Source organism: Roseomonas sp. CAU 1739 (genome assembly GCF_039839775.1).
Taxonomy (GTDB): Bacteria; Pseudomonadota; Alphaproteobacteria; order Acetobacterales; family Acetobacteraceae; genus Neoroseomonas.
Genome location: NZ_JBDOQQ010000002.1, coordinates 249,652 through 276,615, shown reverse-complemented (window position 1 = coordinate 276,615; position 26,964 = coordinate 249,652). Strand labels below are relative to the sequence as shown.

Annotated in this window: 26 protein-coding genes; 13 read left to right on the top strand and 13 right to left on the bottom strand. The window is 70.5% G+C overall.

Going from position 1 to position 26,964, the window contains the following annotated elements; all coding sequences use genetic code 11:
• Nucleotides 1-33: 33 nt before the first annotated feature.
• Genes AAFN86_RS04890 through tsaE form a run of 3 tightly spaced genes read right to left on the bottom strand, consistent with a single transcriptional unit; the run spans nt 34 to nt 2,203 of the window.
• Nucleotides 34-762 carry a nucleotidyltransferase family protein gene (locus AAFN86_RS04890; protein ID WP_347542100.1) on the bottom strand — a complete coding sequence of 243 codons (729 nt, stop codon included), beginning with the start codon at nt 760-762 and terminating at the stop codon, nt 34-36.
• Nucleotides 759-1,748: a phosphotransferase gene (locus AAFN86_RS04885; RefSeq protein WP_347542099.1), complete on the bottom strand. Its 990-nt coding sequence runs from the start codon at nt 1,746-1,748 to the stop codon at nt 759-761. Before AAFN86_RS04885 ends, AAFN86_RS04890 begins: the two co-directional genes overlap by 4 nt.
• Nucleotides 1,745-2,203, bottom strand: a complete 459-nt coding sequence (tsaE, locus tag AAFN86_RS04880) for a tRNA (adenosine(37)-N6)-threonylcarbamoyltransferase complex ATPase subunit type 1 TsaE (protein WP_347542098.1) — start codon at nt 2,201-2,203, stop codon at nt 1,745-1,747. Before tsaE ends, AAFN86_RS04885 begins: the two co-directional genes overlap by 4 nt.
• 81 nt (nt 2,204-2,284) lie before the next feature.
• On the opposite strand from tsaE, the gene AAFN86_RS04875 reads away from it, so the two are divergent.
• Nucleotides 2,285-3,301, top strand: coding sequence for an NAD(P)/FAD-dependent oxidoreductase (locus AAFN86_RS04875; RefSeq protein WP_347542097.1), 1,017 nt, complete (start codon nt 2,285-2,287; stop codon nt 3,299-3,301).
• Between the two features lie 507 nt (nt 3,302-3,808).
• A complete protein-coding gene (locus tag AAFN86_RS04870) occupies nt 3,809-4,282 on the top strand; it encodes a VOC family protein (RefSeq protein ID WP_347542096.1) in 474 nt (157 codons plus the stop codon).
• Nucleotides 4,283-4,353: 71 nt separating this feature from the next.
• Here the strand turns inward: AAFN86_RS04870 and AAFN86_RS04865 are convergent, their stop codons facing one another.
• Nucleotides 4,354-5,586: a DUF2254 domain-containing protein gene (locus AAFN86_RS04865; RefSeq protein WP_347542095.1), complete on the bottom strand. Its 1,233-nt coding sequence runs from the start codon at nt 5,584-5,586 to the stop codon at nt 4,354-4,356.
• Between the two features lie 87 nt (nt 5,587-5,673).
• Complete coding sequence (locus AAFN86_RS04860) at nt 5,674-6,984, bottom strand: LLM class flavin-dependent oxidoreductase (protein ID WP_347542094.1); 1,311 nt, start codon at nt 6,982-6,984, stop codon at nt 5,674-5,676.
• Nucleotides 6,985-7,130: 146 nt separating this feature from the next.
• Here AAFN86_RS04860 and AAFN86_RS04855 point away from each other — a divergent pair, with 146 nt between their 5' ends.
• Complete coding sequence (locus AAFN86_RS04855; RefSeq protein WP_347542093.1) at nt 7,131-8,714, top strand: ABC transporter substrate-binding protein; 1,584 nt, start codon at nt 7,131-7,133, stop codon at nt 8,712-8,714.
• Entirely contained in the window at nt 8,711-10,051 is a 1,341-nt protein-coding gene (locus AAFN86_RS04850; protein WP_347542092.1) for an LLM class flavin-dependent oxidoreductase, read from the top strand. The genes AAFN86_RS04855 and AAFN86_RS04850 overlap by 4 nt, the downstream gene beginning before the upstream one ends.
• A 53-nt stretch (nt 10,052-10,104) precedes the next feature.
• Here the strand turns inward: AAFN86_RS04850 and AAFN86_RS04845 are convergent, their stop codons facing one another.
• Both AAFN86_RS04845 and AAFN86_RS04840 read right to left on the bottom strand, forming a co-directional pair.
• A complete protein-coding gene (locus tag AAFN86_RS04845) occupies nt 10,105-11,493 on the bottom strand; it encodes an ATP-binding protein (protein ID WP_347542091.1) in 1,389 nt (462 codons plus the stop codon).
• A 51-nt stretch (nt 11,494-11,544) separates the two neighbouring features.
• Complete coding sequence (locus AAFN86_RS04840; protein ID WP_347542089.1) at nt 11,545-12,690, bottom strand: penicillin-binding protein activator; 1,146 nt, start codon at nt 12,688-12,690, stop codon at nt 11,545-11,547.
• A gap of 44 nt (nt 12,691-12,734) precedes the next feature.
• Between AAFN86_RS04840 and rsmI the strand changes: the two genes are divergently transcribed.
• Both rsmI and AAFN86_RS04830 read left to right on the top strand, forming a co-directional pair.
• Nucleotides 12,735-13,571, top strand: coding sequence for a 16S rRNA (cytidine(1402)-2'-O)-methyltransferase (gene rsmI, locus AAFN86_RS04835; RefSeq protein WP_347542088.1), 837 nt, complete (start codon nt 12,735-12,737; stop codon nt 13,569-13,571).
• A 275-nt stretch (nt 13,572-13,846) separates the two neighbouring features.
• A complete protein-coding gene (locus AAFN86_RS04830; protein ID WP_347542086.1) occupies nt 13,847-14,917 on the top strand; it encodes a methyltransferase domain-containing protein in 1,071 nt (356 codons plus the stop codon).
• A gap of 116 nt (nt 14,918-15,033) precedes the next feature.
• Here AAFN86_RS04830 and AAFN86_RS04825 read toward each other — a convergent pair whose 3' ends face one another.
• On the bottom strand, nt 15,034-15,420 hold the full coding sequence (locus tag AAFN86_RS04825; protein WP_347542085.1) for a histidine triad nucleotide-binding protein: 387 nt from the start codon (nt 15,418-15,420) through the stop codon (nt 15,034-15,036).
• 151 nt (nt 15,421-15,571) lie between these two features.
• Between AAFN86_RS04825 and AAFN86_RS04820 the strand changes: the two genes are divergently transcribed.
• Nucleotides 15,572-16,186, top strand: coding sequence for a TetR/AcrR family transcriptional regulator (locus AAFN86_RS04820; protein WP_347542084.1), 615 nt, complete (start codon nt 15,572-15,574; stop codon nt 16,184-16,186).
• A complete protein-coding gene (locus AAFN86_RS04815) occupies nt 16,179-17,462 on the top strand; it encodes a glycosyltransferase (RefSeq protein ID WP_347542083.1) in 1,284 nt (427 codons plus the stop codon). The genes AAFN86_RS04820 and AAFN86_RS04815 overlap by 8 nt, the downstream gene beginning before the upstream one ends.
• Before the next feature lie 103 nt (nt 17,463-17,565).
• Here the strand turns inward: AAFN86_RS04815 and AAFN86_RS04810 are convergent, their stop codons facing one another.
• Nucleotides 17,566-18,549 (bottom strand): tripartite tricarboxylate transporter substrate-binding protein, encoded by a 984-nt coding sequence (locus AAFN86_RS04810; protein ID WP_347542082.1) that lies wholly within the window; start codon nt 18,547-18,549, stop codon nt 17,566-17,568.
• Nucleotides 18,550-18,848: 299 nt separating this feature from the next.
• On the opposite strand from AAFN86_RS04810, the gene AAFN86_RS04805 reads away from it, so the two are divergent.
• Nucleotides 18,849-19,622, top strand: a complete 774-nt coding sequence (locus AAFN86_RS04805; protein ID WP_347542081.1) for an SDR family oxidoreductase — start codon at nt 18,849-18,851, stop codon at nt 19,620-19,622.
• A gap of 21 nt (nt 19,623-19,643) precedes the next feature.
• On the opposite strand, the gene AAFN86_RS04800 is transcribed toward AAFN86_RS04805, so the two are convergent.
• Genes AAFN86_RS04800 through AAFN86_RS04785 form a run of 4 tightly spaced genes read right to left on the bottom strand, consistent with a single transcriptional unit; the run spans nt 19,644 to nt 22,931 of the window.
• Nucleotides 19,644-20,081, bottom strand: coding sequence for a nuclear transport factor 2 family protein (locus AAFN86_RS04800; RefSeq protein WP_347542080.1), 438 nt, complete (start codon nt 20,079-20,081; stop codon nt 19,644-19,646).
• A 29-nt stretch (nt 20,082-20,110) separates the two neighbouring features.
• Complete coding sequence (locus tag AAFN86_RS04795) at nt 20,111-21,094, bottom strand: tripartite tricarboxylate transporter substrate-binding protein (RefSeq protein WP_347542079.1); 984 nt, start codon at nt 21,092-21,094, stop codon at nt 20,111-20,113.
• A 29-nt stretch (nt 21,095-21,123) separates the two neighbouring features.
• Complete coding sequence (locus tag AAFN86_RS04790; RefSeq protein ID WP_347542078.1) at nt 21,124-21,933, bottom strand: amidohydrolase family protein; 810 nt, start codon at nt 21,931-21,933, stop codon at nt 21,124-21,126.
• Complete coding sequence (locus tag AAFN86_RS04785; RefSeq protein WP_347542077.1) at nt 21,930-22,931, bottom strand: tripartite tricarboxylate transporter substrate-binding protein; 1,002 nt, start codon at nt 22,929-22,931, stop codon at nt 21,930-21,932. Before AAFN86_RS04785 ends, AAFN86_RS04790 begins: the two co-directional genes overlap by 4 nt.
• A 172-nt stretch (nt 22,932-23,103) precedes the next feature.
• On the opposite strand from AAFN86_RS04785, the gene AAFN86_RS04780 reads away from it, so the two are divergent.
• The 4 genes from AAFN86_RS04780 to AAFN86_RS04765 all read left to right on the top strand — a co-directional run bounded on the left by AAFN86_RS04780 (nt 23,104) and on the right by AAFN86_RS04765 (nt 26,828).
• Nucleotides 23,104-24,120 (top strand): NAD(P)H-quinone oxidoreductase, encoded by a 1,017-nt coding sequence (locus AAFN86_RS04780; protein WP_347542076.1) that lies wholly within the window; start codon nt 23,104-23,106, stop codon nt 24,118-24,120.
• Nucleotides 24,117-24,917 (top strand): helix-turn-helix domain-containing protein, encoded by an 801-nt coding sequence (locus tag AAFN86_RS04775; protein ID WP_347542395.1) that lies wholly within the window; start codon nt 24,117-24,119, stop codon nt 24,915-24,917. Before AAFN86_RS04780 ends, AAFN86_RS04775 begins: the two co-directional genes overlap by 4 nt.
• An 89-nt stretch (nt 24,918-25,006) precedes the next feature.
• Nucleotides 25,007-25,861, top strand: a complete 855-nt coding sequence (locus AAFN86_RS04770) for an amidohydrolase family protein (protein ID WP_347542075.1) — start codon at nt 25,007-25,009, stop codon at nt 25,859-25,861.
• Nucleotides 25,862-25,898: 37 nt separating this feature from the next.
• Entirely contained in the window at nt 25,899-26,828 is a 930-nt protein-coding gene (locus AAFN86_RS04765; RefSeq protein WP_347542074.1) for a DUF6282 family protein, read from the top strand.
• The last annotated feature ends 136 nt before the right edge of the window (nt 26,829-26,964 follow it).

Genomic DNA, 26,964 nt, shown 5'->3' with positions numbered 1-26,964 from the left:
GCGCCCTCCCTGATGCGCGCCCGCCGCCGCCCATCAGAACAGCGCGCGCGCCAGCCCCGCGCGCAGCGTTTCCTCCGCCTGATGCAGATCCTCGGGCGTCGAGAGGTGGAACCACACCCCGTCGTGCACCAGCCCGTAGAGCCGGCCAGTCTCGATGGCGCGGTCATACAGCCGGTTCAGGCTGAAGGCGCCGTCCGGCGCCCCGGCAAACAGCGCCGGGGACAGGATCTGCACCCCCGCATAGAGATACGGCGCGATCTCCCGTTCCTTCGGCCGGCGCATCCGCCCGATCGGGTCGATCAGGAAATCGCCCTTGCCCACCACGCCTTCCACCTGGGTGGTGCGCACCATCAGCAGCAGCGCGTCCATCTCAGCCGGGTCGAAGGCGGCGGCCAGGCGCTTCAGGGCGGGCGTCGGGCCATCCAGCCAGAAGGCGTCGCCATTGACCACGGCGAAGGGCGCGTCGCCGAGGTTCGGCAATGCCATCGTCACGCCGCCGCCGGTCTCCAGCAGCGCGTCCTCCTTCTGCAGGATGATGCGCGGATCGGCGCGGCGCGCCATGGCGGCCTCGATCTGATCGCCGAACCAATGGGCGTTGACCACCGCCTGGCCGACGCCTTCCGCCTGCAACCGGTCCAGCGCGTGGTCGAGCAGCGAGCGCCCATCCAGTTCCAGCAGCGGTTTCGGCCGATCGTCGGTCAGCGGGCGCATGCGCGTGCCCAATCCGGCGGCTAGCACCATGGCGTGGGTCAGGGCGATCATGCGGGCTCCGTCACGGTCATGGGGTTGCGGCGCAGTGCCGGCGGCACGCGCGCATCGAGGAAGTCGCGCAGCGGGCGCGTCGCGGGGTGGGCCAGTGCCTGGTCCAGCAGCCGCCAGCAGCGCGGACCATGGGCCAGGTAATGCGGCTTGCCGTCGCGCCGGTCCAGCCGCACCCACAGCGCCGCGACGCGCAGATGCCGCTGCGCCGCGCAGGCCGCCATGGCGGCGGCGAAGGCGTCGCGGTCGATGGCGCCGCGCGCTTCGAGATAGCGCGCGATTGCCGCCCGCTTCACGTCCGGCGCCACGTCGCGCCGCGCATCCTCGACCAGCGAGACCAGGTCATAGGCCGGATGCCCGATGGCGGCGTCCTGGAAATCCAGCAATCCGGTGCGTCGCGGACCGGTGCGGCCATCCAGGCGCATCAGGTTCGCCGGGAAGAAGTCGCGATGCACGAAGCCGCCCGCCGCGCCGAAGGGGGCGAGCATCGCGCGGATCGCGGCGTCGCAGGCGGCGCGCGTCGCGGCATCGGGCGCCGCGCCCATCGCCGCCGGCCACCACCAGTCCATGAAGGTCGCCGCGGTGGCGCGCGCCATGGTCGCCGGGTCCCAGGCCGGCAGGGTGGCGGGCGGCGGGGCGGCGTGCAGCGCGGCCAGCGCCTCGGCGGCTTCGAGGTAGAGCGGCAGCGGGTCCGCCCCGGCATCGAGCAGCGCGGCATGCGTGGCTTCGCCGAAATCCTCGATGACGAGGAAGCCCTGGTCTTCATCGGCCGCGACGATGTCCGGCGCCGACAGGCCCAGCCCGGCGATGTGGCGGGCGACGGCCAGGAAAGGTCGGACATCCTCGGGCGGCGGCGCGTCCATCAGCAGGGCGGGGCGCGGGCCGCCACGCAGCCTTGTGTAGGTCCGCAGTGAAGCATCCGCCGGCAGCGGCTCCCGTGCCGCCCCGGCGAAGCCGGCCTGGCGCAGGAAGGCGGCCGCGTCCCTCATGCCGCCAGCGCCTTCAGCCGGTCGTCCCAGCCTGCCAGGCGGGCGATGCGGGCGTCTTCCGCCTGGCCCGGTTCCAACGAGATGCGCAGGGCGCCGGCGGGTGCCAGCGCGCCCAGCCGATCCGGCCATTCCACCAGCACGATCCCTTCCAACGCTTCGTCCCAGCCGAGTTCGTCGAGCCCCGCCGGCCCGTCCAGCCGATAGAGATCGTAGTGATGCGCGATGCCGGCCGGCAGGTCGTAGGACTGCACCAGGGTGAAGGTCGGGCTCGGCACTTCCAGCCCCGGGTCCCCGGCGGCCGCCCGCAGCACGGCGCGGGCGAATTCGGACTTCCCCGCCCCAAGCGGACCGTCCAGCAGCACGGCATCGCCGGCCCGCAGCAGCCCGGCGAGGCGCACGGCAAGGGCGTGGGTGGCGGAGAGGTCCTTGAGGTCCAGCGTCACGGTCCGGGGCATGCGGGGGGCGCCGGCGACGGCGCGACTATGATGATCGGCCCAGCCCGTCTATCACGCGGGCCGGGTTTCGGGGGAGTGGCCATGACGGCCGTCATCGATACGGATGTCGCGATCATCGGCGCGGGGCCTGTCGGGCTGTTCGCGGTGTTCGAATGCGGCATGCTGCGCATGAAAAGCGTCGTGATCGACGCGCTGGAAGCGGTGGGCGGGCAGTGCACTGCGTTGTATCCGGAAAAGCCGATCTACGACATCCCGGCGCATCCGGCGATCGCCGCCGCGGATCTGATCGGGCACCTGGAGACGCAGATCGGGCCCTTCGCGCCGGTGTTCCTGCTCGGGCGCCGGGTCGAGACGCTGGTGCGGGAGGGGGAGACGATCATCCTCGGCACCTCGGCGGGCGATGCGGTGCGCTGCAAGGCGGTGATCATCGCCGCCGGGGCCGGCGCCTTCGGGCCGAACCGGCCGCCGCTGGACGGGCTGCCGGGGTATGAGGCGTCGGGCGGCGTTCGCTACATGGTCTCCCGGCGGGAGGAGATGCGCGGCAAGCGCGTGGTGATCGCCGGCGGCGGCGACTCCGCGGTGGACTGGGCGCTGTCGCTGAAAGATGTGGCGGCCAAGGTGACGGTGGTGCATCGCCGGCCGAAATTCCGCGCCGCCCCCGAGACCGCGGCGCAGTTGGACGCGGCGGCGGCGAAGGGAGAGGTGGAGATGGCCATCCCCTACCAGCTGCATGGGCTGAAGGGGGACGGGACACGGCTGGAGGCGGTGACCATCGCGACGCTGAAGGGCGAGGAACGCGACATCCCGGCCGACCACCTGTTGGCCTTCTTCGGGTTGTCGATGGAACTCGGCCCGATCGCGGAATGGGGGCTGGGGCTGGACCGCAACCATATCGCTGTGGAACCGGCGACCTGCGCGACGAACGTGGACGGGGTATTCGCCATCGGCGACATCGCCACCTATCCAGGCAAGCTGAAGCTGATCCTGCAGGGGTTCAGCGAGGCGGCGATGGCCGCGCATGCGATCCATCCGCGGGTTTTCCCCGGAGAGGCTCTGCATTTCGAGTATTCGACATCGAAGGGCGTACCGGGAACCTGAAGCGTGATCGCCGCAGGTGGTCTCACCGGAGGCGTGAGTCACACGACCAAGCACAGGCATGGAGCAGGAGGCGCGAGCCAGAGCGAATGGATCCTGCTCTCGTGACGCTGCCCAGCGCCGCCGCGGCGTGGCGCGGCAGTCCCGATGCCGGGCGCCGGCATCGGGCTGCTTGGCTTCGCCCGGCTGCGGGCGGGCATCAGCCATGGGTAGCGGCATCCAGCATGACCGGTCTTCGCCATGACCCGGGCGGGGCCGCGGCCTGCCCGATGAAAAATCGCGGCTGATACCAACGGCCGAATTCTTCGACCGTTGGCATCGGCTTCGGCGTGCCCTCAGACGCCGGGCGCAAACCTCCCGTTTGCTTGGCTTTCGCCGGACTACCGGCGGGCCGCCTTCGCGGCCTCGGCACGTGTCAATGACTCGTGCCGTTGCTATGACACCCCAAGTCGCGGGATGCCGGACGGTCCGACAAGACCAGGAATCACCCCGAAACGAAATGCAGGTGCCATGGCCAAGAATACGATTTGTCTTTGGTACGACAAGGAAGCCGAGGCGGCCGCCCGCTTCTACGCCGGGGTCTTCCCCGACAGTGCGGTCCATGCCGTTCATCATGCCCCCAGTGACTACCCGTCCGGCAAGAAGGGCGACGTGTTGATGGTCGAGTTCACGGTTGCGGGACTGCCGTGCCTTGGCCTGAACGGCGGTCCCGCCATCCGGCACAACGAGGCCTTCTCCTTCCAGATCGCGACGGACGACCAGGCGGAGACCGACCGCTACTGGAATGCCATCATCGGCCATGGCGGCGAGGAACACGCGTGCGGCTGGTGCAGGGATCGGTGGGGAATTTCCTGGCAGATCACGCCGCGGGTCCTGATGGACGCCATGGCGGCCGGCGGGGAGGAAGCAAGGCGCGCCTTCGAAGCCATGATGACGATGACGAAGATCGACGTCGCCGCGATCGTCGCGGCACGCCGCGGCTGACCTCCCCGCACCTGGCGGCCCGCGGCGCCGGGCCCGCATCTGCGGCCGGCTGACCGCGGGCGGGCGTCGCGCTACCGCGCGAGCCCGAGGCCCTGCGGGTCCTCCTGCCTGGCCGAGGCGCGGTCATGCTCGTCCAGCGCGGAGCGTTCGATCGCCGCATCGATGTGCTGGAGGTAGCGAAGCACTTCCGCCGCCCTGTCCTGCCCCTCCAGCAATTCCGCCAGGCGCAGCAGCGCCACGCGCAGCCGCCGCATCACCTGGATCGAGGTCATGCCGAACATGCGGATCTCATCGAAGGCCAGCGACAGGTAGTCCTGCCAGCCAGGCGTGGGCAGCACCAGGCGCAGCGCGCCGTCGCCATCCGTGATGCGCCCGATATCCAGATCCTGCACCGCGAGCCGCCGCAGCAGATCCTCGATCTCGTCGAGCGCCTGTACCGCCGTGGTCGGGTCGTTGATGGCCGGCGACAGCGCCTTGATGGCAATGTCCACCAGAAGGCGGATCGGGAATTTCGGATCCTGCAGGAAGGTGCGCTCCGGACCGAGATGGATGGCGCGGCGCAGCTCGGCTTCCGGGATCTCGGCGCCGCCATGGACGCGCAGCATCACCGTTCCGTCCATCAGCATGTCGCCCACCGCGCAATCCGCGATGATCGTCGCACGCGCGCGGCGCGCCAGCGCCACCAGCGCGGCGGTATCGAAGTGCATGACGTAGATCGGTGCGCCGGCGAAGCGGAGCAGCTGCTTCTCCGGCTCCGGTGGCCCGGCCGGCAGCACGCCGCGGGTGTGTTCCGGGCGCGCGGCGAAGGTCTGCGCGATCACCGCGCGCCCGTTGTTTCCCACGAAGCGCAACGTCTGGCCGATCTGCAGGTCGCGCAGGCGCTGCACCAGCAGGGCGACGACGCACATGCTGGCGGCGAGCAGCGCGCCGGCGATGGCCACCGAGAGCACCGGCACATGGCCTGTCCCGTCGCGGCCGGACCACACGATGGCAGCCAGCGAATAGGTGAAGGTCGCGAAGAAGATGCCGAGCGCGTGGTACAGCAGGGGATCGCGGGCAAAGCGCGTCGCCAGCCGCGGCGAGTAGGAGATGGCGCTGAACTGCACCATCACGAAGGCGATCGAGAACACGATGCCGGTCAGCGCCATCATGCCGGAAGCCACGGCCGCAAGCGCCGTCAGCGCCGAATCCAGCGCCAGGCCGGTCTGCAGGTCCCACAGGAAGGCGCGTTCGAGCCGCGGCACGATCTGGGCCATGGCCATGCTGGTGACTGTATAGGCCAGGGGGATCGTCCAGACCGGCATGCGACGCCATCCACCGAAGAAGAAGTCGGCGACAAGACTGCGCCGGGCATCGGGCGAAAGGGAAGCAACGGATGGGCGGGGACGCCGTCAGCCCTTCGGAAAGAAGCGGTTCTGCGGCATGTCCAACCCCAGATGCCCGCGCAGCGTCGTCGCCGTATAGGCGCGGCGGAACAATCCGCGGCGCTGCAATTCGGGCACCACCTCGTCCACGAAGCCATCGAAGGCGCCGGGGAACCAGGCGGGCAAGATGTTGAAGCCATCCGCCGCGCCGGTCTCGAACCAGTCCTGCAGGGTGTCGGCAATGTCGGCGACGGTGCCGGCGATCACCCAATGGCCGCGCGCCGCGCCCGTCAGGTTGTGCATGTCGCGCCAGGTCATCGCTTCCCGGCGCGCCTTGGACAGCATGGCTCGGGCGAATCCATGGGAGGTGTCGGGCAGCGGCAGGTCCGGCACCAGGTCATCCAGCGCGAAACCCGAGACATCGACCCCAAGCCGCGAGGACAGCAGCGACGCCGCGTTGGTCGAATTGACGAAGGATTGCAGCTGGTCGAGCACGTCTCGCGCTTCCTGCCGCGTGCGGCCGAGGATCGGCATGACCCCCGGCAGCACCGCGATCTCCTCCGGCCGGCGGCCGAAGCGTGGCATGCGGGATTTCAGCGCGTCATAGGCGATGCGCGCTTCCTCGATGTCCTGCACAACGGAAAACACCACATCGGCGGTGCGCGCGGCGAGCTCGAGCCCGGGCTCGGACGATCCCGCCTGCAGGATAATCGGCCGACCCTGCGGGCAACGCCCGATGTTCAGTGGTCCCTTCACGTTGAAGAATTCGCCGACATGGTCGAGCGCGCGCATCTTCGACGCATCGATGTAGCGGCCGGTATCGCGCTCGGCGACGATGGCGCCGTCGTCCCAGCAGTCCCAGAGCCCCATCACCACATCGACGAATTCCTCCGCCACGCGATACCGCGCGTCGTGGGGCGGGTGCTGTCGTCCGAAATTTGGCGCCGAGCGCGGGTTAGACGAGGTCACCGCGTTCCACGCCGCGCGCCCGCCGCTCAGGTGATCGAGCGAAGCATAGAAGCGCGCCACGTTGAACGGCTCGGCATAGGAGGTGGACATGGTCGCGCCCAGGCCCAGATGCGTCGTCGTCGCCGCCAGCGCGGCGAGCATCGTGATCGGTTCGAACCGTGCGGTGAAGGACGGATGGTCGTTCGGCCCCGCCTGCAGGCCGTCGCCAAGGAAGAACAGGTCGAAGCAGCCACGTTCGGCGATGCGCGCGATGTGCTGGATGACCGGCAGCGACTGGAAGGAATCGTAGGCGTCCGGCATGCGCCAGCCCGCAATGTGGTTGCCGGTGCCCAGGACGAAGACCCCCAGATGCATCTGCCGCCGCGCCATGATGTCCCCTTGTGCTGCGCCCGGCGCAGGGTGGGCGCAGCCCGGCAGGTCCGCAAGATCCGCGTCGCGCCTGGCATGTGCCTTGCAAATCCCGTCGCCCCGTGCACGCTGCCGCCGGGGCCGCGCGCCCTCCCGGAATGACCGCCATGTCCATGCTCCGCCCTGCCCTCGCCGCTGCGCTGCTGCTCGCCGGCGCATCGCTGCCTGCCACCGCGCAGACGTTGCGCATCGCCTTCAAGGCGTCGATGGACGGCACCGATCCGCACCAGACCTTCACGCCCAACCGCAATGCGCAGCTGCATGTGTGGGAGACGCTGCTGACCCAGGACGCGACGCTGCGGCCGCAGCCGCTGCTGGCCACCTCCTGGCGCGCGATCGACCCGCTGACCTGGGAATTCATGCTACGCCGCGACGCGGTGTTCCATGACGGCACGCCCTTCACATCGGCCGATGCCGCCTTCTCGATCCTGCGCGCACGCGCGGCGACCGGCCCGCGCACCTATGCCGCCGCGGTGCGCAATGTCGCGGGCGTCGAGACACCGGACGCCTACACCCTGATCGTGCGCACCAGCGTGCCGACGCCGCTGCAGCCCGACTTCCTGGTGGCGATCGCGATGGTGAGCGCGCGCGCGGCAGAAGGTGCGGTGGATGCCGATTTCAACGGCGGTCGCGCCGCGATCGGCACCGGCCCGTATCGCTGGGGTCGCTGGACCCCGTCGCAGGACGTGACCTTCGAACGCAGCCCCAACTGGCGCGGTGCGCCCGAACCCTGGGCACGAGTGCAGATCCGCTTCGTGCCGAACGACAGCGCGCGCGTCGCCGCGCTGCTCGCCGGCGATGTGGACGTGATCGACACCGTGCCGACCGGCCTGCACCAGCGCATCCGGGAGAATGCGAACACCCAGCTGGTCAACGGCAATTCGGTGTTCACCTACTACTTCTACCTCGATGCCATGAGCGCCCAGGCGCCCAACATCACCGGTGCCGATGGCCAGCCGCTGCCGAACAATCCGCTGCTGGATGTGCGCGTCCGGCGCGCCATCTCCCACGCCATCAACCGCGAGGCGCTCGCCGGCCGCGTGATGGAAGGCGGCGCCACCGCCACCGGGCAGATCGCCCCGCCTGGCCTGATCGGCCATGTGCCGAACCTGCCGGTGCCCGCCTATGACCCGCCGCGCGCCCGCGCGCTACTGGCCGAGGCCGGGTATCCGCAGGGCTTCACAATGACCATCCACTGTACGCAGGACCGCTTCGCCGGCGATGCGCGCAGCTGCCAGGCGATCGGCCAGATGCTGACCGCCGTCGGCATCCGCACCAATGTCGAGGCCCTGCCGATGCCGATCTATCTGCGCCGCAGCGCAACGCTGACCGCGGGCGGCGCGCCGGAGCTTTCGGCGCATCTGGCGATGTTCGGCTCCTCCTCGGGCATCGCGTCGGAAGCGCTGACGGCGCTGCTGCGCACGCCCAACGCCGGGCGCGCGCATGGCGGCTGGAACCGCACGCGCTTTTCCAATGCCGAATTCGACGCCATGCTCGACCGGGTGGACAGCGAGTTCGACCCGGCAACGCGCGAAGCCCTGACGCAGGAAGCGATCCGCTGGGTCGCCGACACCGTCCCCATGGCGCCGATCTTCCATATCGGCGCGTCGTGGGGAATGAAGCGCGGCCTGGCGATGACGCCGCGCGCCGACCAGTACACGATGGCGACGGAGGTGCGTCCCGCCCCATGAAGCAACTGCATCTCGGCGCCTTCTTCTTCACCCCCGGCAGCCATTCGGCCGGCTGGCGCCACCCGCTGGCGGTGGCGGATTCCGACATGTCCTTCGCGCACTACGTCCACATGGCGCAGGTGGCCGAGGCCGGTTGCCTCGATTGCGTGTTCTTCCAGGACACCGCGGCCGTGAACGGCAGCGCGGGGCTCGATGGTGCGAACCCGTGGCGGCCCGGCATGGGGCGCCAGGTGTTTCCGGAGCCGGCGACGCTGATCGCGTCCCTGGCCCCGGTGACGAAGCATATCGGGTTGGTGGCGACGGCGACCACCACCTACAACGACCCCTACACCATCGCGCGGCGCTTCGGGTCGGTAGACCACATCAGCGGCGGTCGCGCCGGATGGAACCTGGTGACCTCGCAGATCGAGGACGAGGCCGGCAATTTCGGCTTCGACCGCCACCCTGACCACGCGAACCGGTATGAACGCGCCGAGGAATTCTTCGACGTCTGCGCCGGGCTCTGGGATTCCTTCGAGGATGGCGCGTTCATTCGCGACAAGGCCTCGGGCCGCTACCTGGACCCGTCCAAGGGCCACATCCTGAACCACCAGGGCGAGTTCTTCCGCGTGCGTGGACCGCTCAACTTGCCGCGCACGCCGCAGGGGCGGCCGGTGATAGCGCAGGCGGGCTCGTCGGATGACGGACGCAAGCTGGCGTCGCGCGTTGCCGACATGATCTTCACCGCGCAATCCGTGCCGTCCGAGGGCAAGGCCTTCCACGACGACCTGAAGTCGCGCGCCGCCGCGCATGGCCGCGACCCGGACCATGTGAAGATCATGCCGGGTTTCATGACCATCCTCGGCGAGACGAAGGACGAGGCCGAGCAGATCGCCGGTGAACTCGGCGCCATGATGGATGAGACCAACGCCATGCGCCTGCTGGCGCGGCTATGCGGCGACCTCGACATCCACGCCTACCCGATCGACGGGCCACTGCCGGACCTGCCCCCGTCCAACGCCGCGCGGGCGCGGCAGGAACACCTGATGGCGAAGGCGCGCGCCGAGAACCTCACCATCCGCCAGGTGGCACGCTATCTCGGCACGTCGCTCGGCCACCAATTGGTGATCGGCACGCCGATGCAGGTGGCCGACACCATGCAGGAATGGTTCGAGGCCGGGGCCTGCGACGGCTTCACACTGCTGTTCCCGTTCTACACTAGGCCGCTGGAGGATTTCGTCCGGCTGGTGGTGCCGGAACTGCAGCGCCGCGGCCTGTTCCGCACGGCGTATCCAGGCACGACACTGCGCGACAGCCTGGGCATTCCGGCGCCGGCGAACCGCTTCGCGACAGGCTGACCCGCCGCGGATCCGGGGGGCACGCACGCCCCCGGTGGTGGGCCGGCCGCCGCCTATCCCCCCGGCAGCCAGATGCGGAACGTCGTTCCCACGCCTTCTTCGCTCTCGATCGCCAGCGTCCCGCGATGCCGGCTCACGATATGCTTGACGATGGCGAGCCCCAGCCCGGTCCCGCCGGCGTTGCGTGAGCGGCCCTTGTCGACACGGTAGAATCGTTCCGTCAGCCGCGGGATGTGTTCGCGCGGGACACCGGGGCCGTCATCGGCGACGGCAATGGTGATGCCATGCCGCCCATCGCGGCCCGCGGCGTGGCTGACCGAAAGTCGCACCTCGCCCCCCTGCCGCCCGTGGCGGATGGCATTGTCGAGCAGGTTGCGAATGACCTGCCCGATCTGGTCGGCATCGGCCGGTTCGGCGATGGCCTGGTCCGGCGGCAGGTCGACCACCAGATGAGCCTTGCGCGCGGCGAGGATCGGCGCCAGCGCCTCGGCTTCGGACTTTGCGACGCCGCCGACATCGGCGCGCCCCGCCGGCGCCTGGTGCTCCGACACCTCGATCCGCGATAGTCCCAACAGGTCGTCGATCAGTCGCCGCATGCGGTCGGCCTGCTCGGCCATGATCTGTAGGAAGCGCTGCTGCGCGGCGGGATCGTCGGCGGCGGGGCCGCGCAGCGTCTCGATGAAGCCGATCAGGCTGGCGAGCGGCGTGCGCAGTTCATGACTGGCATTGGCGACGAAGTCGGCGCGGGTCCGTTCGACCGCGCGTTCACGCGTTCGGTCCGACAGCAGCACCAGGATGCGCCCGCCATCGGCCAGCGGCGGATCGAGCGGGATCACCTGCGCCACCAGGTCGCGCGGCATCGGCACCGGCAGCGCCAGGTCGGCGATGGCGGGGCTGCCGCTGGCCAGCGCGCGGTCGAGCGCCTCGGCCAGGTCGGGGTGGCGCAGCAGCGCCGCGACATCGGCCGGCGCGGTGCTGGCACCCTGGGGCGCGCCGAGGGCCTGCCGCGCCGCGCGGTTGGCGCGCAGCGGGACGCGCTCGGCCGACAGCACCAGTAGCGGGTCGGGCAGGGCCTCGATGATGGCGGCGTCGGCGCGGCGCAGGCGTTCGACCAGGGCGCCGCGCTCGGCCAGGCTGCGCGCGAGGCGGGTGACGCCATCGGCGACATCCTGCACCGAGGGCAGCAACGGCGAGACCGGCAGGTTCGGCACGTCGCCGCCGACGGCCGCGGCCTGGATGCGCGCGGCCAGGCGCGCCAGGTTGCCGAGCCAGACCCGCGCTACGAGGGCAGCGGAAGCGACGGTCGCGACCAGCGCGAGCAGGCCGGGCACGGGCGGCACGGCGCCCATGCCCAGCATCACCAGCAGCGCGGTGGCCGGGACCGATGCGATGACGACGCTCGCTCGCACCCAGGCGCCCAGGCGCGGCTGGTCACCGGGCATGGCGCGGCGGGCACGGCTGCAACCATCGATCCGGCAGGCGCATGCCGGTCCTCAGGATCCGGCGCCACCGGGTTGCGGTGCGGGTTCCATCATGCGCGGCTCGCCCATCGCTTCCACCGCGAACAGCGCGAGGCCACGCTGCACCACCCCGTCGGGCTGCAGGCGGATGGGGCCGTCGACGCCGTCGAAGACTTCCCCGGTGCTGGGCCCGGTCTGGCCGCGCGGGGTCAGCACCACGCGCGCGGCCACGCCCGCTGCGTCATAGGCGACGCCGGCAAGCCGCGGCGGCCGTTCGCCGAAGGCTCCTTCGTAGCGCGCATCGAAGCGGGCGCGGCTGCGCGGGTCGGGGGCGGCGAACAGGGCGCCCTGCAGCGCCACCTCCTGGCCCATGCCCGAATCCTGCGCCCACAGCGCATGGCCGAGGATGCGCGGCGCCGGTTCGGTAAGGCCGGCCGGCCCGAGTGCCGCGGCGATCGCCCGCGCGGCAGCGCCGGAGCTGCCGATCATCACCGCGTCCAGGCCGCCCTGCGACCGGGAGGCAAGGTCCTGGGCGACCGAACCCGCACTGGCGCGGGCGGCGTGCAGCACGATCACCGGGTCGGTCAGGCTCCAGGTCGAGGCCTCGGTCCGCATCGCCGCGGCAAGCGCGCGGCCAAAGGCGTCGTCCGGCGCCACCAGGCCGAAGCGCCGCGCCCCGCCCGACTGCGCCGCGCCCATCACGCGGCGGACCTGTTGCGCCGGCGTGACGCCCAGCGTCCAGACGCCGGGGCCTGCCTGCGCCGAATCATTGGTGAAGGCGATGATGGGGATGCGCGCCGCGCGGGCTGGCGAGGAGGCGGCGGAGGTCTCGGCGGCGGTCAGCGGCCCGACGATCACGCGCGCCCCGGCGGAGGCCGCCCGGCGGGCCGCCTCGGCCGCGCCGGAGGTGGTGCCGCCGGTGTCCATCGGCAGGAAATCGACATTGCGGTTGCCGCGTTCGAACAGGGCCAGCTCGGCGGCCTGTTCCATGGCGGTGCCGAGCGGCGCCTGCGGCCCCGACAGCGGCAGCAGCAGCGCGATGCGCGACCGCGGTGGTTCCTGCAGCGGCTGGCCGGAGGCGATCGGCGAGGCTTGCTGCCCGCAGCCCGCCAGGCCCACAAGGGCAGTCAGAATGACGGAGGTGCGGCGTGGGAGGCGAGGACGAGACAGTAGGGACACGATACGAGGATCCTCCCGCTGATCCGGCTGGCCGACCGGGCCTTGTGCTAGTCGCGACGCCGATCGGCAATCTCGGCGACCTGTCGCCACGGGCCCTGGCGGCGATCAGGGACGCCGATGTCGTGCTGTGCGAGGACAGCCGCGTGACCGGCGGCCTGCTCGCGCGGCAGAGCATCGCGGCGACCATGATCCCCTTGCACGATCACAATGAGGCGGCGCAAGCCCCCCGGCTCGTCGAACGCATGAAGGCGGGGGAGCGTTTCGTGCTGGTTTCGGATGCCGGGACGCCGCTGGTGAGCGATCCGGGCTATCGCCTGGTGCGGGCGGCGATCGATGCGGGGGTCACGATTTCGGCCGTGCCGGGGCCGAATGCGGCGGTGATGGCGCTGTCGCTGTCGGGATTGCCGCCGCACCCCTTCCTGTTCCTGGGCTTCCTGCCGGCGCGCGGTGGCCCCCGCACGGCCGAGCTGAAGCGCCTGCGGGGGATCGAACATGCCGGCCTGTCGGCCACCCTGGTCTTCTATGAGGCACCGCATCGGCTGGCGGAGGCGCTGGCCGCCATGGCCGAGGGCCTGGGCCCGGATCGCCCAGCGGCCGTCGCGCGGGAACTGACGAAGCGCTTCGAGGAGGTCCGCCGCGGCAGCCTGGGCAGCCTTGCGGCGCATTACGCCACGGTGGAGGCGCGTGGAGAGATCTGCATCGTCGTCGGTCCCGCGCCTGAGGAGGCGGCGGCCGGGGCGGATGAGGTCGACGCCCGGCTGCGCGCCGCCATGGCCGGCGGCATGACCCTGCGCGACGCCGCGGCGAGCGTGGCCGAGGCGACAGGGCTGAAGCGGCGGGATGTATATCGGCGGGCGCTGGAGCTTGGTGATCAGAGCTGAGTGCCGGCGCCGGACCAGATTGCCGCAACCGTGCGTGCAACGATCGCATGGGCGTGATTCAACCGCTTCCTGGCCTGGAGATGCGGTAGATTGAGGGTGCGCGACGGCAGTCGCCCGAGCTCGGACAAGTCGTCCGGCCGACCCCGATGCTCCCGCTCCTGCGACCGTCGCGCGTTCCAAGGCGACAGGACAGGGAACAAAGGGATCATGTCAGACCGTGCCCCAAGGCTGCGCGGCGACCGCGTCGTGCCGATCCTGCCCGGGAGCACCCCGTCATGAGTGCCGCCGCAATGGCGGAGCCCACCGCCCTCGACCTGTTCATGGGCAAGATGCTGGCCGATGTGGGCGCGGCGATGGCGGGCGCCACGGTGATTATGGGCGATCGGCTCGGCCTGTATCGCGCTATGGACAAGGCCGGCCCGGTCGATGCCGCAGGCCTCGCGCGGCTGACCGGCACCACGGAGCGGCTGGTCGCCGAATGGCTCGCCGCCCAGGCGACCAGCGGCTATGTGCAGTTCGACCCGGCCAGCGGGCTGTTCTCGCTGTCGCCCGAACAGGCGATGGTCTTCGCCGATGAGGACAGCCCGGTCTTCATGGCGGGCGGATATGGCGTCATCGCCAGCGCCTGGCTCGACGAACCACGAATCGCCGAGGGGTATCGTTCGGGGCGGGGCCTTGGCTGGCATGAACGGGACCCATGCCTGTTCTGCGGCACGGAGCGGTTCTTCCGCCCGTCCTACCGGCACAACCTGGTGCAGTCCTGGCTGCCGGCCCTGGACGGCGTTGCGGCAAGGCTCGAGGCCGGGGCCAGCGTCGCCGATATCGGCTGCGGGCATGGCGCCTCGACGCTGATCATGGCGCGGGCCTACCCGAAGTCGCGCTTCACCGGCTTCGACTATCACCCCGCCTCGGTGGCCACGGCGCGCGAACAGGCTGCGCGGGAAGGACTGTCGGACCGCGTCAACTTCGAGGTGGGGGCGGCACAGCAGGTGCCAGCGCAGGGCTTCGACCCGGCCTGCTGCTTCGACTGCCTGCACGACATGGGCGACCCGAAAGGCGCCGCGGCCAGCCTGCACGGCGCGCTCAAGCCGGACGGCACGCTGATGGTGGTGGAGCCGATGGCGCGCGACCGGCTGGAGGACAACATGAACCCGGTCAGGCGGGTGTTCTACGCGGCGTCGGCCATGATCTGCACGCCGGCGTCCCTGAACCAGCCGGGCCGGGCGGGGCTCGGCGCGCAGGCGGGGCCCGGGCGGCTGTCGAACATACTCCGTGAGGGCGGATTCCGCACCGTTCGGGTGGCTGCGGAGACGCCGTTCAACCTGGTGCTCGAAGCACGGCCGTGAGGGGCGCGCGGAGAGCGGCGGCGTCCCTCTCCGGGCCCTTGCAGGGCCACGGTCCCGCGTGAGGCTGCGATGCAGCCGATGGGAGCCCGCCGGCGTCGGCACGGCGTCGGCAATGGCTACCCGTCCGCCCGCGGCACCATCCGCCCGATCCGCCGCCCGCCGAAGATGTGGACGTGGAAATGCGGCACTTCCTGCCCGCCATCCACGCCCATGTTGGTCAGCACGCGATACCCGCCGGCCTCGAGCCCGAGATCCTTTGCCACCTTCGCCACCGCGCGCCAGAAGCCGGTGACCTCGGCCTCGGTGGCATGGGCTCCGAAATCCGCCACCGAGACGTAGCGCCCCTTCGGGATCACCAGCACATGCACCGGCGCCTGCGGATTGATGTCGTGGAATGCGAGCGCGTGCGCGTCGTCATGAACGCGTTTGCACGGAATCTCCCCGCGCAGGATGCGGGCGAAGATGTTGGCGTCGTCATAGGGCGGCAGGCCGGTGGCGGACATGGCGATCTCCTTCGGTGAGGCCCGCATCCTCACCGGGCGCGGCCGTCGTGCAAGACGTCTGCGCGCCGCGGGCCAGTTTTGAAAATGATGGTTGCGGCGGACCGTTTTTTCATTTAACTCGGCGTTATTCGAATAACTCACGGTATCTCGAATGTCAGCCGAAACCCTGTCCCGCCCCTATCGCCAGGTCGCCCGCGCCGCCGCGACCGAGGATACGCGCCGCCGCATCGTCGCCGCCTTCGCCGCGGCGATCGAGCAGTGCTGGCTCGACGAGATCACCCTCGATGAGATCGCCGCCGCCGCCGGCACGACGCGGCAGACGGTGATCCGTCTGTTCGGCGGCAAGGATGGGCTGCTCGACGCCGTGGCCCAGCGCATCGCCGAGGAAGTCGAGCTGCGCCGCGCGGTCCCGCCCGATGCCGCACCGGAGGCCATCGCCCATGCCCTGGTCGAGGATTACGAAGCGACCGGCGACACGGTGCTGCGGATGCTCGCACAGGAAGGCCGCCATCCGGCGCTTGGCCGGTTCCTCGCCCGCGGCCGGTCGGGCCATCGCGCCTGGGTCGAACAGGTCTTCACGGCCTTCCTCGCCGCCCGCCCGGCGATGGCCCGGCGGCTCCTGATCGACCAGTTCGTCATCGTCACCGATGTCTATGCGTGGAAGCTGCTGCGACGGGATGCCGGGCGCAGCAGGACCGAGGCCGAGGCGGCGATCGCCGCCATGATCGCGGCGCTGACCGCGGAAGGGAGCAGCCAGCATGTCTGAGTTCCTGATCGCCACCTTCGAGGGCGGCGGCAACATCGCCCCCTGCGTGGGCATGATTCGCCGCCTGCTGGCGCGTGGCCATCGCGTCCGCGTCCTGGGTGACGCGGTGCTGCGCGCGGAGATGGAGGCTGCGGGCGCGGCCTTCCGCCCCTGGTCCACTGCGCCCAGCCGCGCCGACCGCCGGCCGGAGAGCGACACGATGCGGGACTGGGCCGCGACCGAGCCCGGTGGCGGCCTGATCCGGCTGCTCGATCACCTGACCATCGGCCCGGCCGCCGAATACGCCGCCGACACCTTCGCCGAGTTGACCCGCGCGCCGGCCGACGCCCTGCTGTGCTGCGACGTCATGTTCGGCCCCACCATCGGCGCCGAGGCGGCAGGCGTGCCCTTCGTCATGTTCGGCACCAATGTCAGCATTCTGCCGATCGAGGGCATTCCCCCGCTCGGCCCGGGGCTGATGCCACCGACGACGGCGGAGGACCACGCCATGGCCGAGGGCGTCGCGGCCTGGTTCCAGGCGATGATGAACGAACGGCTGCCGCTGCTGAACGCGGCACGCGCCACCTATGGCCTCCCACCGCTCGCCACGGCGATGGAACAGCCGCGCCGCGCGCGCATGACCCTCCTGGCCACCAGCCCGGCCTTCGATTTCCCCGCCACCGCCCTGCCGCCCGACCTGCGCTATGTCGGGCCGTTGCTCGACCCGCCGGACTGGGCGGCGGGGTGGGACTCGCCCTGGGCGGCGGATGACGCGCGGCCGCTGGTGCTGGTCGCGCTCAGCAGCACCTTCCAGGACCAGGCGGGGACGATCCAGCGGCTGCTCGATGCCACCGCGTCGCTGCCGCTGCGGGTGGTCGTCACGCTGGGCCCGGCGCTCGCCGGCGCCGTGCTGCGCGTGCCGACAAATGCCGCCGTGCTCGACCACGCTTCACACGACGCGGTGATGCGGGAGGCCGCGCTGATCGTCACGCATTGTGGTCATGGCACGGTGATGCGGGCACTGGCGCATCATCGTCCGATGCTGTGCCTGCCGATGGGTCGCGACCAGAACGACAATGCGGCGCGCGTCGTGGCCCGCGGGGCCGGCATCCGCCTTGCCCCCGATGCCGAGACGTCCGCTTTGCGCGAGGTGATCACCACGCTGCTGGCCGAACCATCCTACGCCGAGGCCGCGGCTGCGCTCGGCCGCGCCATCGCCTATGCCGCAACACCGGACGCGCTGGTCGATGCGCTCGAGGAGCTGACCGATTGCGCGCGGTGTCGCGACGCCGCGTGACGCTGCATGCCGGCGGCATGAAGGGCGCCTGCATGCCGCCGTCCCGCGCTTCCGATGCACGGCGGCCGGACGACGATGCGCAGGCGCCGCCGCTGCGACGTTGCTACTGCTTCTCGATCCCCGCGCGCTCGATGATGCGCGCCCATAGCGCGATATCGTCGCGCAGCAGCGCCCCCATCGCCTCGGGCGTGTTCGCCAGGGGCTCCACGCCCAGGCCAAGCAGCCGCGCGCGGATCTCGGGCTGGGCCAGGATCTCGGTGACGTGGCGATTCACCAGCGTGATCACCGGGGACGGCGTGCGGGCCGGCGCGAACAGCGCATTCCAGCCGGTCACGGCGTAGTCGGCGAGGCCGCCTTCCCGCACGGTCGGCGCGTCGGGCAGCAGCGCCGAACGGCGTTCCCCGGTGCTGGCAACGGCGCGCAATTGTCCGCCATCCAGGGCCCCACGCGCGGCGGCGAAGGATTCGAAGGCGATCGCCGCATCGCCGCGCTGCGCCGCGGTCAGCACCTCGGGCGTCGTGCGATACGGCACCACCGTCGCCTCGAGCCCCGCCGCGACGCGCAGCCATTCCGCCGCCAGGTTCTGCGTGCTTCCCGGGCTGATCGTCGCCATCACCAGCCGCCGGCCGCCGCGCCCTGCCGCGAGCACGTCGCCGACGGTCAGAATGCTGGAGCCGGCCGCGGTGAGCAGCACGAGATCGAAGGAGACCATCGCCGAGATCGGCGCGAAATCGGCCACCGGATCATATGGCAGGCTGCGGAACAACGAGCGATTGATGGCATTGCCGGTGCTCAGCACCATCAGCGTCTGGCCGTCCGGGTCGGCCGACGCGGCGACGCGCGCTGCGACGGAGCCGCCTGCGCCGGGCCGATTGTCGATGACCACCTGCTGGCCGAGCCGCCGCGACAGCTGCTCACCGACCAGACGCACCGTGAGGTCGGCCAGGCCGCCGGCACCGAAGCCGACGATGATGCGCACCGGCCCGGAGGGATAGCCCTGCGCATGCGCGACGACGGGCAGCGTGGCGGCGGCTGCGCCGAACAACAGGCTGCGACGCGTCGATGCGTTCCGGGGATCGGCGAGCATCGCGCCGGCGCTCGGTGAAGCCGCGTCGGTTCCGCATTCCGGAACGGCGGCTTGCGACGGTCGCGTGGCAGCTCCGATCCGGCCCAGGATGGGTCCGGCGCCGAGCGGCTTCCCGCGGCCTCGCCCGTTCGGGCGTGGGCGCGGCTGGAGGCTTGGGTCTCCATCGAAGCGACGGCTTCCGGCCTGGTCGTGCGTCATGGGAACCTCCAGCAGGCGTGACAGAGCGCGACCGGGCTTCGGCGATCCGCAACCGAAGCCATCCATGCGACCTCAACAGGCGGGACAGGGAGTGAAGCGGCATGAGTGACCTGAGGAGCGGCAACCTTGGACCCTACAGCCTGAAGGACCGCGTCGCGGTGATCACCGGCGGCAGCAGTGGCATCGGCGCAGCCTCGGCGCAGCGCCTCGCGGAACTCGGAGCGCGCATCGTCATCGGCTACAACACCGGGCGCGACCGTGCCGAGGCGCTGGCCGCACGGTTGCCAGGCAGCGGCCACGTATCGCTGCACCTGCCGGTGACCGACAGCGCGGCGATCCGCGCCGCGGCCGCCGAGGTGGAATCGCGCTGCGGTCGCGCCGATGTGCTGGTGAATTCCGCCGGCACCACCCGCGCCGTGCCGCATGGCGATCTGGACGCGATGGACGATGAAACCTTCGATCGGATCCTGGTCACCAATGTCCGCGGCCCCTTCGCGGTGATCCGCGCCTTCGCGCCGCTGCTGCGCCGCGGGGGGGATGCCGTTGTGGTGAACATCTCCTCCTTGGCTGCAGTGCGCGGCAACGGCAGCAGCGTCGCCTATTGCGCGTCCAAGGCGGGGCTCGACACCATGGCCGTTTCCCTGGCGCGCGTGCTGGCGCCGGAGATCCGCATCATCAACATCTCCCCCGCCGGGGTGGACACGGACTTCGTCCCTGGACGGTCGCGAGAGGGCTTCCTGCGGCACGTCGCGCAATCCCCGCTGAAGACCGTCTGCCAGCCGGATGACGTGGCGATGGCCGTGGTCGCGGCCGTCACGCATCTGCGCCTGGTGACGGGCACCACGCTGCTGGTGGACGGGGGGGCGCATCTGTGATGCCGGTCGCGCCGGATCCCTTCAGCCCGAGGTCGGCCGGCTGCCCTTGAACAGCGGCCTGGTGGTGCGCGATGCATAGCGCCACCGCCCATCCGCGCCGCGCACGCATTCATCGGTCACGGCGCCGATCAGGATCGGCGGTTCCGACAACAGCGGCGGCACGCCGTCCTCGGCATACAGGCACATGGTCCACTCCGCCGTCGCATGGTTCTCGTCCTGCACGATGACGTGGAAATTGTGGATCAGATGGCGGGCGACGCGGTCGCCTTTCGCCTGGCGGCCGCTGTAGAATTCCCGGATCGCCTCATGGCCGGTACGCGCCTTGTGGCTGGTGGTGTAGACGCCGTCCTCGGTGAAGTACTCATGGGCGCTGCGGCCCCAGTTGGAATCGACATCGCGCCAGAAGGCGATGTTGAGCATCTCCAGCTCCTGCCGGATGCGCAGTTCGTCGATGGCCATGATGCGGTGTCCTCGTCTTGCGGGCAGGGTCAGTCGATCGAGATCTGCGCGGCCTGGATGACCGGCCGCCATTGCGCCACTTCCGCCGCCATGCGGCGCGTCAGGTCGGTGGGCGTGCCACCGAGCGGCGTGAGGCCGAGCGGCGGCAGCATGGCGCGCGTCTCCGGCAGTGCGAGATAGGCGTTGCTCGCGGCATTGAGCGTGCCGACCATGTCTTCCGGCAGATGCGCCGGGCCGAGCAGCGAAATCCACCCCGTCGCCTGATAGTCGGGCACGCCCTGCGACTGCACCGGCAAGGTCTGCGGCAATTGCGGGATCGGCGCGGTGGCGGTCACGCCCAGCGCCTTCAGCGTGCCGGCCTGGATATGCGGCAGGTAGGTGGTGACGAGGTCGATGCCCATGTCCACCGCGCCCGCCAGCAGGTCGTTGGTCAGCGGCGCGGAGCCGCGATACGGCACCAGGTTCAAACGGATGCCGGTGCGGAACATCAGCAGTTCCACCGCAAGGTGCGCGGCAGACCCGCGCGGCGGCGTGCCGCAATTCACCTTGTCCGGATTGGCCTTCGCATAGGCGACCAGTTCCTGCACGTTGCCGTAGGGCGCCTGGCTGCGCGCGGCGAGCACAATCGGCAGTTCCGCCAGCAGCGCGACCGGCGTGAGGTCGGTCGACGGGTTGAACGGCATCGACCGATACAGCAGCGTGTTGTTGGTGATCGGGCCATTGGTCGTGACCATCAGCGTATGCCCGTCGGGCGTCGCGCGCGCGACCGCCGCCGCACCGATATTGCCGTTGGCGCCGGACCGGTTGTCCACAACGAAGGATTGGCCGAAGCGGGTCGAGAAATTCTGGCAGACCGAGCGCGCCAGCACGTCGGTGGACCCACCCGCCGGCCAGGGGACGACGACGGTGACCGGCCGCGACGGCCAGGCCTGCGCAGCGGCCGGACGCATGGCCACCGTGGCGCCTGCGCCAAGCGCAAGCGCGCCCATGTGGCGCCGTGTGATGTCGGGCATTGTTGTTCCTCCCCGGTTTGCCGCTTCGCTCAGGCGCCGAAATACAGGCGCATCGGAGTCTCGGCGCCGATCAGCCGGCGCGTCGCCGCATCGGGCACCCAGTCCCGCAGGTTGGCGACCGCCTGGGCGTAGGTCGTCTTGTCCTCGAAGGCGGCGAAGGGCCAGTCGCTGCCCCACATCAGGCGCTCGCCGCCGGACACCCGCAGCAGCGCCTGGGCGTAGCCGCGCGCGGCATCCCGCGAGGGCATGCGGAAGCCGGCGGACATCTTCACCCAGGTGCGACCGCGCTCGACGGCCGCGAGCAGCGCCTTGAAGCCTGGGCAGTTGACGCCAAGCGCCTCGTCAGGCTTGCCGAAATGGTCGATCACCAGCTTCACGCCGGCGCCTTCGACCGCATCGATCACCGCCGGCAGCGCATCGCCGCTGACCAGCGTGTGGACGTGCCAGTCCAGGTCCCGCACGCGCCGCAGCAGCAGGCGGTATTCGGGCGAGGCGAGATCCGGCGGATCGGGCACGCGGCGGAAGAACAGGCGGATGCCGACGATGCCATCCGCCTTCATCCGTTCCAGCGTGTACATGTCCGTCTCGGGCCGCACGAAGGCGGTGCCGCGCAGCCGCGGATGCCGGCGCATCGAGCGGATGACGTAGTCATTGTACTGGCCGTACAGGCTCGCCGCCGCGACGACGCCGAAGCCGATGCCGTGGCGGTCCATGATGTCGATGAACTGCTCGGCGGTGGCGTCCTCCGGCGGGTGATGCCACGCCCACGGCGTTATCGGCATGTCCGTCGTGTAGAGATGGAAATGCGTATCCACGAGCGGCGCGTCGGTCACGGTCATTCGCGTGGGATTCCTGCGGCTTCGGCGATGGAGGTCCAGAGCGGCACCTCGGCCCGCATGCGCGCGGCGAGAGGGTCCGGACCGTCGAGGAGGGTCTGCGCACCGACATCGGCCATGCGGTCGGTCAGCACCGAGGCGCCGCGGAGCGGTGCGAGTTCACGCATCAGTAGCGCCACGACCCCCGGCGGCATGTCGCGCGGGCCGAACAGCGCGAACCACAATTCCACGCCGTCGTAATCCGGGATGATCTCGGCGATGGCCGGCACATCGGGCAGTAGCGAGCGCGTGCGCGCGCAATTCGCCAGGGCGCGCATCCGCCCGGCGCGGATATGGGGCAGCACCTCGATGGGGCTGAGGAAGCCGGCATCGACCTCCCCGGCCAGCACCGCGGTCGCCGAGGGTGCCGAGCCGCGATAGGGAACGTGCAGCAGGTCGATGCGGGCCCGCGCGCGCAGCATCTCGCCCGCCAGGTGCACGGTGGTGCCGATGCCCGACGTGCTGAAGCTCACCGTGCCGGGTTCCGCGCGCGCCCGGGAGAGGAAGCCGTCGAAGTCACGCAACGGGGAATCCCCGCGCGTGACCAGCAGGATCGGCGAGGACGCGGTCATGCTGACGGGCACGAGGTCGGTCAGCGGATCGAAGCCCGGGTCGCGCTGCAGCGCCGGCAGCACCGCCACCGAGGAGGTGGTGTGCAGCAGCGTATGGCCATCCGTCGCCTGCGCCACCGCGCGCACGCCCAGCGCGCCGCCGGCCCCCGACCGGTTCTCCACCACGAAGGGCTTGCCAAGCCGCCGCGCCAGGTGTTCGGCGATGATTCGGGCCGGAATGTCGGTCGTGCCGCCCGGTGCGAAGGGGACGATGATGCGTGCGGGGCGGCTCGGCCAGGCATCCTGCGCGGCCAGGCGCGAGGTCGGCACCGCCAGACCCGCTGCCAGAAGCAGCCCGCGACGGCGCAGGACGGCAGGGCGACGGGCAGCCGGGGCGCGGCCGAGCGACATGGTTTCCTCCGCGGCGCATGTGCCGGCGCCGTTGGGGAAGCAGCCTATGCAGGCCGGCGGGACGGGTTCCACGCTGCCGTCGATCCATTCCGTCTGCCGGAATGGGCGCCGGCGCCGCCGACGATCGCCGCGCCATCGTGCTAGGTGGCGTCCAACAAGGGGAATGGGGCCGATGCGGGCAGTTGAGATCCGGGGCAAGGGCGGCCCCGATGTCCTTGCGCTGGTGGAGCGGCCGGTGCCCGTTTGCGGCGCCGGCGAGGTCCTCGTGCGGGTCGCGGCGGCCGGCGTGAACCGGCCCGATGTGCAGCAGCGCAAGGGGCTGTACCCGCCACCCCCCGGCGTCACCGACATTCCCGGCCTCGACATCGCGGGCGTGGTGCAGGCAACGGCCGCGGACGTGACCTGGCCGCGACCGGGCGATGCGGTCTGCGCCCTGGTCTCGGGCGGTGGCTACGCCGAATTTTGCGCGGTGCCCGCGCAGCAATGCATGCCCATCCCGCGCGGCTTCAGCTTTGCCCAGGCAGCGACCCTGCCCGAGGTTTTCTTCACCGCCTGGAACAACGTATTCTGGCTGGGGCGGATCGCGGAAGGCGAGACGCTGTTGGTCCAGGGCGGCACCAGCGGCGTCGGCATGGCGGCGATGCAGATGGCGCGGACGCTGCGCGACGCCACGGTCATCGCCACCAGCAGCGCCGCCGAAAAGCGCGCCGTCTGCATGGAATACGGCGCACAGCATACGGTGGACTACCGCGATGCCGACTGGCCCGACCAGGTGCGCGCGCTGACCGGCGGCCGCGGCGTCGATGTGATCCTCGATGGGCAGGGCGGCGACTACACGCCGCTGGAGATGGGGCTGCTGGCCATGGATGGCCGGCTTGTCCTGATCGCCAGTCACCGCGCGCCGAAGGCCGAGATCAGCACGCGCGACGTCTATATCCGCCGGCTGACGCTGACCGGTTCCACGCTGCGCTCCCGCCCGCCGGCCTATAAGGGCCGCATCGCGCGCGAACTGGTGGACCAGGTCTGGCCGCTGCTCGAGGATGGCCGCATCCGCACCCATATCTGCGGCACCCACCGGCTGGAGCATGCCGCGGCGGCGCAGGCCGTGCTGGACGCGAATGCGCAGATCGGCAAGCTGGTGCTCACGGTCTCCGACCTGGCGGCGACCGTGCCGGAGCGACCACGCTGAGCGAACCGCCAGTCCAATCCGTCCTGCGCGCCCTGTCGATCCTGCGGGAGCTGAACCGGCAGCAGCACACCACGGTGGACCAGCTCCATCGCGTCACGCTGCTGCCCAAGCCGACCATCATGCGCCTGCTCGGCACACTGGCGGCGGCGGGGTTGGTGGCGAAGGGCGAACGTGGCCTCGGCTATCGCGTGACGTCGGATGTGCAGGCCTTGAGCGCGGGCTTTCATGGCGGGCCGCTGGTGGCGCAGGCGGGCCGTCCTTGGGCAACCGACCTCACCCGCCGGCTGCGCTGGCCGGTGGCGATCGCCGTGCTCGACGGCGCGCGGATCGCCATCAGCGTCAGCACGGCGGCGAGCAGCACGGTGTCGCCCTTCCATGCGACCATCGGCGTGCGGCACAGCCTGGTCACGCGCGCCCTCGGACGCGCCTACCTCGCCTGGTGCCCCGAGGAGGAATTGCGCATCCTGCTGCGCATGCTCGGCGCCTCCCCGGACCCCGAGGACAATCCGCCGAATCTGGAGCGCGTCGTGCGCATGATGATCGCGACCGCCCAGCGCCAGGGCTACGCGCTGCGTGACCCGAAGGTGGAACCGCGATCGTCCAACACCGTCGCCGTGCCGATCATGCAGGGTGCCGGGGTGGCAGGCACGATCGGCTTCAGCTTCTTCCGCTCCGCGGTCAGCCAGCGCGCCCTGGTCGAGGAGCTTGTGCCGGCGCTGAAGCAGGCGAGCCTGGAGATCACCACATCCATGAAGCGGCTGCTGCGCAGCAAGCCGGCGGCATCCGAGGCGCCGTGATGCATTCCGCGATGCGGAAAGGCCATATTTCGTCCTTCAGCCGGCGCCTGCCGGGGTCCTAGCCTTCCCGCAACACGCAGGGAAACGCCATGCCGCCGTCCGACAGCCCGGAAGCCACGCCGCGCGCGGCGCGCTTCGCGCTGCCGCCACTGGCCTGCGACGCGCATTGCCACGTCTTCGGCCCGGCCAGCCGGTTTCCCTATGCCGCCAACCGCACCTACACGCCCGAGGATCGACCGAAGGAGATGCTGGCGGCGCTGCACCGGCGCCTCGGCCTCGGCCGTGCGGTGATCGTGCAGGCGAGTTGCCACGGCACCGACAATCGCGCCATGGTCGATGCCCTGCGGTCGAACCCTGAACGATACCGCGGTGTCGCGATGATCGATGACGCGACCCCGGATGCCGCGTTGCGGGAGATGCATGACGCGGGCGTTCGCGGCATCCGGTTCAATTTCATCAAGGCGCTGGGCGGCGGGCCGGACATGTCCACGGTCCACCGTGCAGCCGATCGTGTGCGGCCGCTGGGCTGGCACATGGTCCTGCATGTCCAGGGCGACGGCGTCAGGGACATGGAAGGCGCGATCCGCGGGCTCAACATGCCTGTCGTGATCGACCATATGGGTCGCGTCGATCCCGCGCAGGGCGTCGCGGGCGCGGCCTTCGCCACGCTGTTGGACCTGCTGCGCGACGACCGAATCTGGGTGAAGCTCAGTGGCGTGGAACGCATGACGCGCACCCCCTTCACCGAGGCCCTGCCCTTCGCGCGGGCTCTGATGCGGGTGGCGCCCGGTCGCGCCCTTTGGGGCACCGACTATCCGCATCCCAACCTCGCCACGCCGGTGGACGAGATGGAGTTGCTGAACCTGATCCCCGATTTCGCTCCCGAGCGCGTCGACCGGCAGCGTCTGCTGGTCGACAATCCGGCCGCACTCTACGGCTTTTGAGGCGATCGGCTTCACCATCGCAGCCAAGGAGGACGAGATGAGCACAGCCACCCCGAATACGGCCCGGGATGCCGAGGTCGCAGACCTGCTGGTCGGCGCCGTGGACCTGCATTGCCACAGCGGCCCCGCCGCCATGCCGCGAACGCTGGACCACCATGAGGCGTTGCTCGACTGCGCGGCGGCGCGGTTCCGGGGGTTGCTCTACAAGGACCATTTCTATCTCGGCGTCGCGCACGCCGTCATGCTCGAGAAGTTGTTCCCCGAACTCGGCGTCAGGCTGTTCTCGGGCATCGCGCTGAACAACGCCTCGGGTGGCATCAACCCGCATGCGGTCGACCACGCGCTGAAGATCGGCGCCAGGATCGTCTGGATGCCGACGCTGTCCGCCGCCAACCACATCGAGCAGGCGACGGGGCAGGGCAAGAGTTTCCCGAAGACGGCGCAGAAGATGCTCGACCCCATCCCGCTGCGCGCCACCGACGCCACTGGCGCGGTGAGCGACGCGACGAAGCAGGTGCTGGACCTGATCGCGGAAGCGGATGTGATCCTGGCCGGCGGACACCTGGACGCCGCCGAGATGATCAAGGTCTTCGAGGAGGCGAAGCGGCGCGGCGTGAAGCGCATGCTCGTCAATCATCCGACCTACCTGATCGGCTGTACCGACGACGATATCCGCGCCCTGGTGGCGATCGGCGCGCATATCGAACATTCGATCTGCATGTGGGTCGAAGGCAAGTCGAAGAAGTTCACGCCGGAGGAGCTGGTGCACCTGATCGAGGTGGCCGGTGTGGACCGCACGATCCTGTCCTCCGACCTCGGCTTGATGGGCTCGCCAAGGCCGGTGGAAGGCTTCCGGCAGGTGGTGCGCCTGTTGCTGGATCAGCAGGTGCCGAAGGCGGATATCCGCCGGCTGGTCAGCACCAATGCCGCGCAGCTGCTCGGGCTGGAGGACGCGAGGGCCGCCTAGAGCATGCTGCGTTAGCATCCGCTCACGCCACATGCTCCAGCCTATTGTTTTGAGAGCATCTTCACGCGTCCAGATGATTCCATCTGAACGCGATCTGCTCTGGGGAAGATCCCGGTCAGGTGGAATCACCTGACTG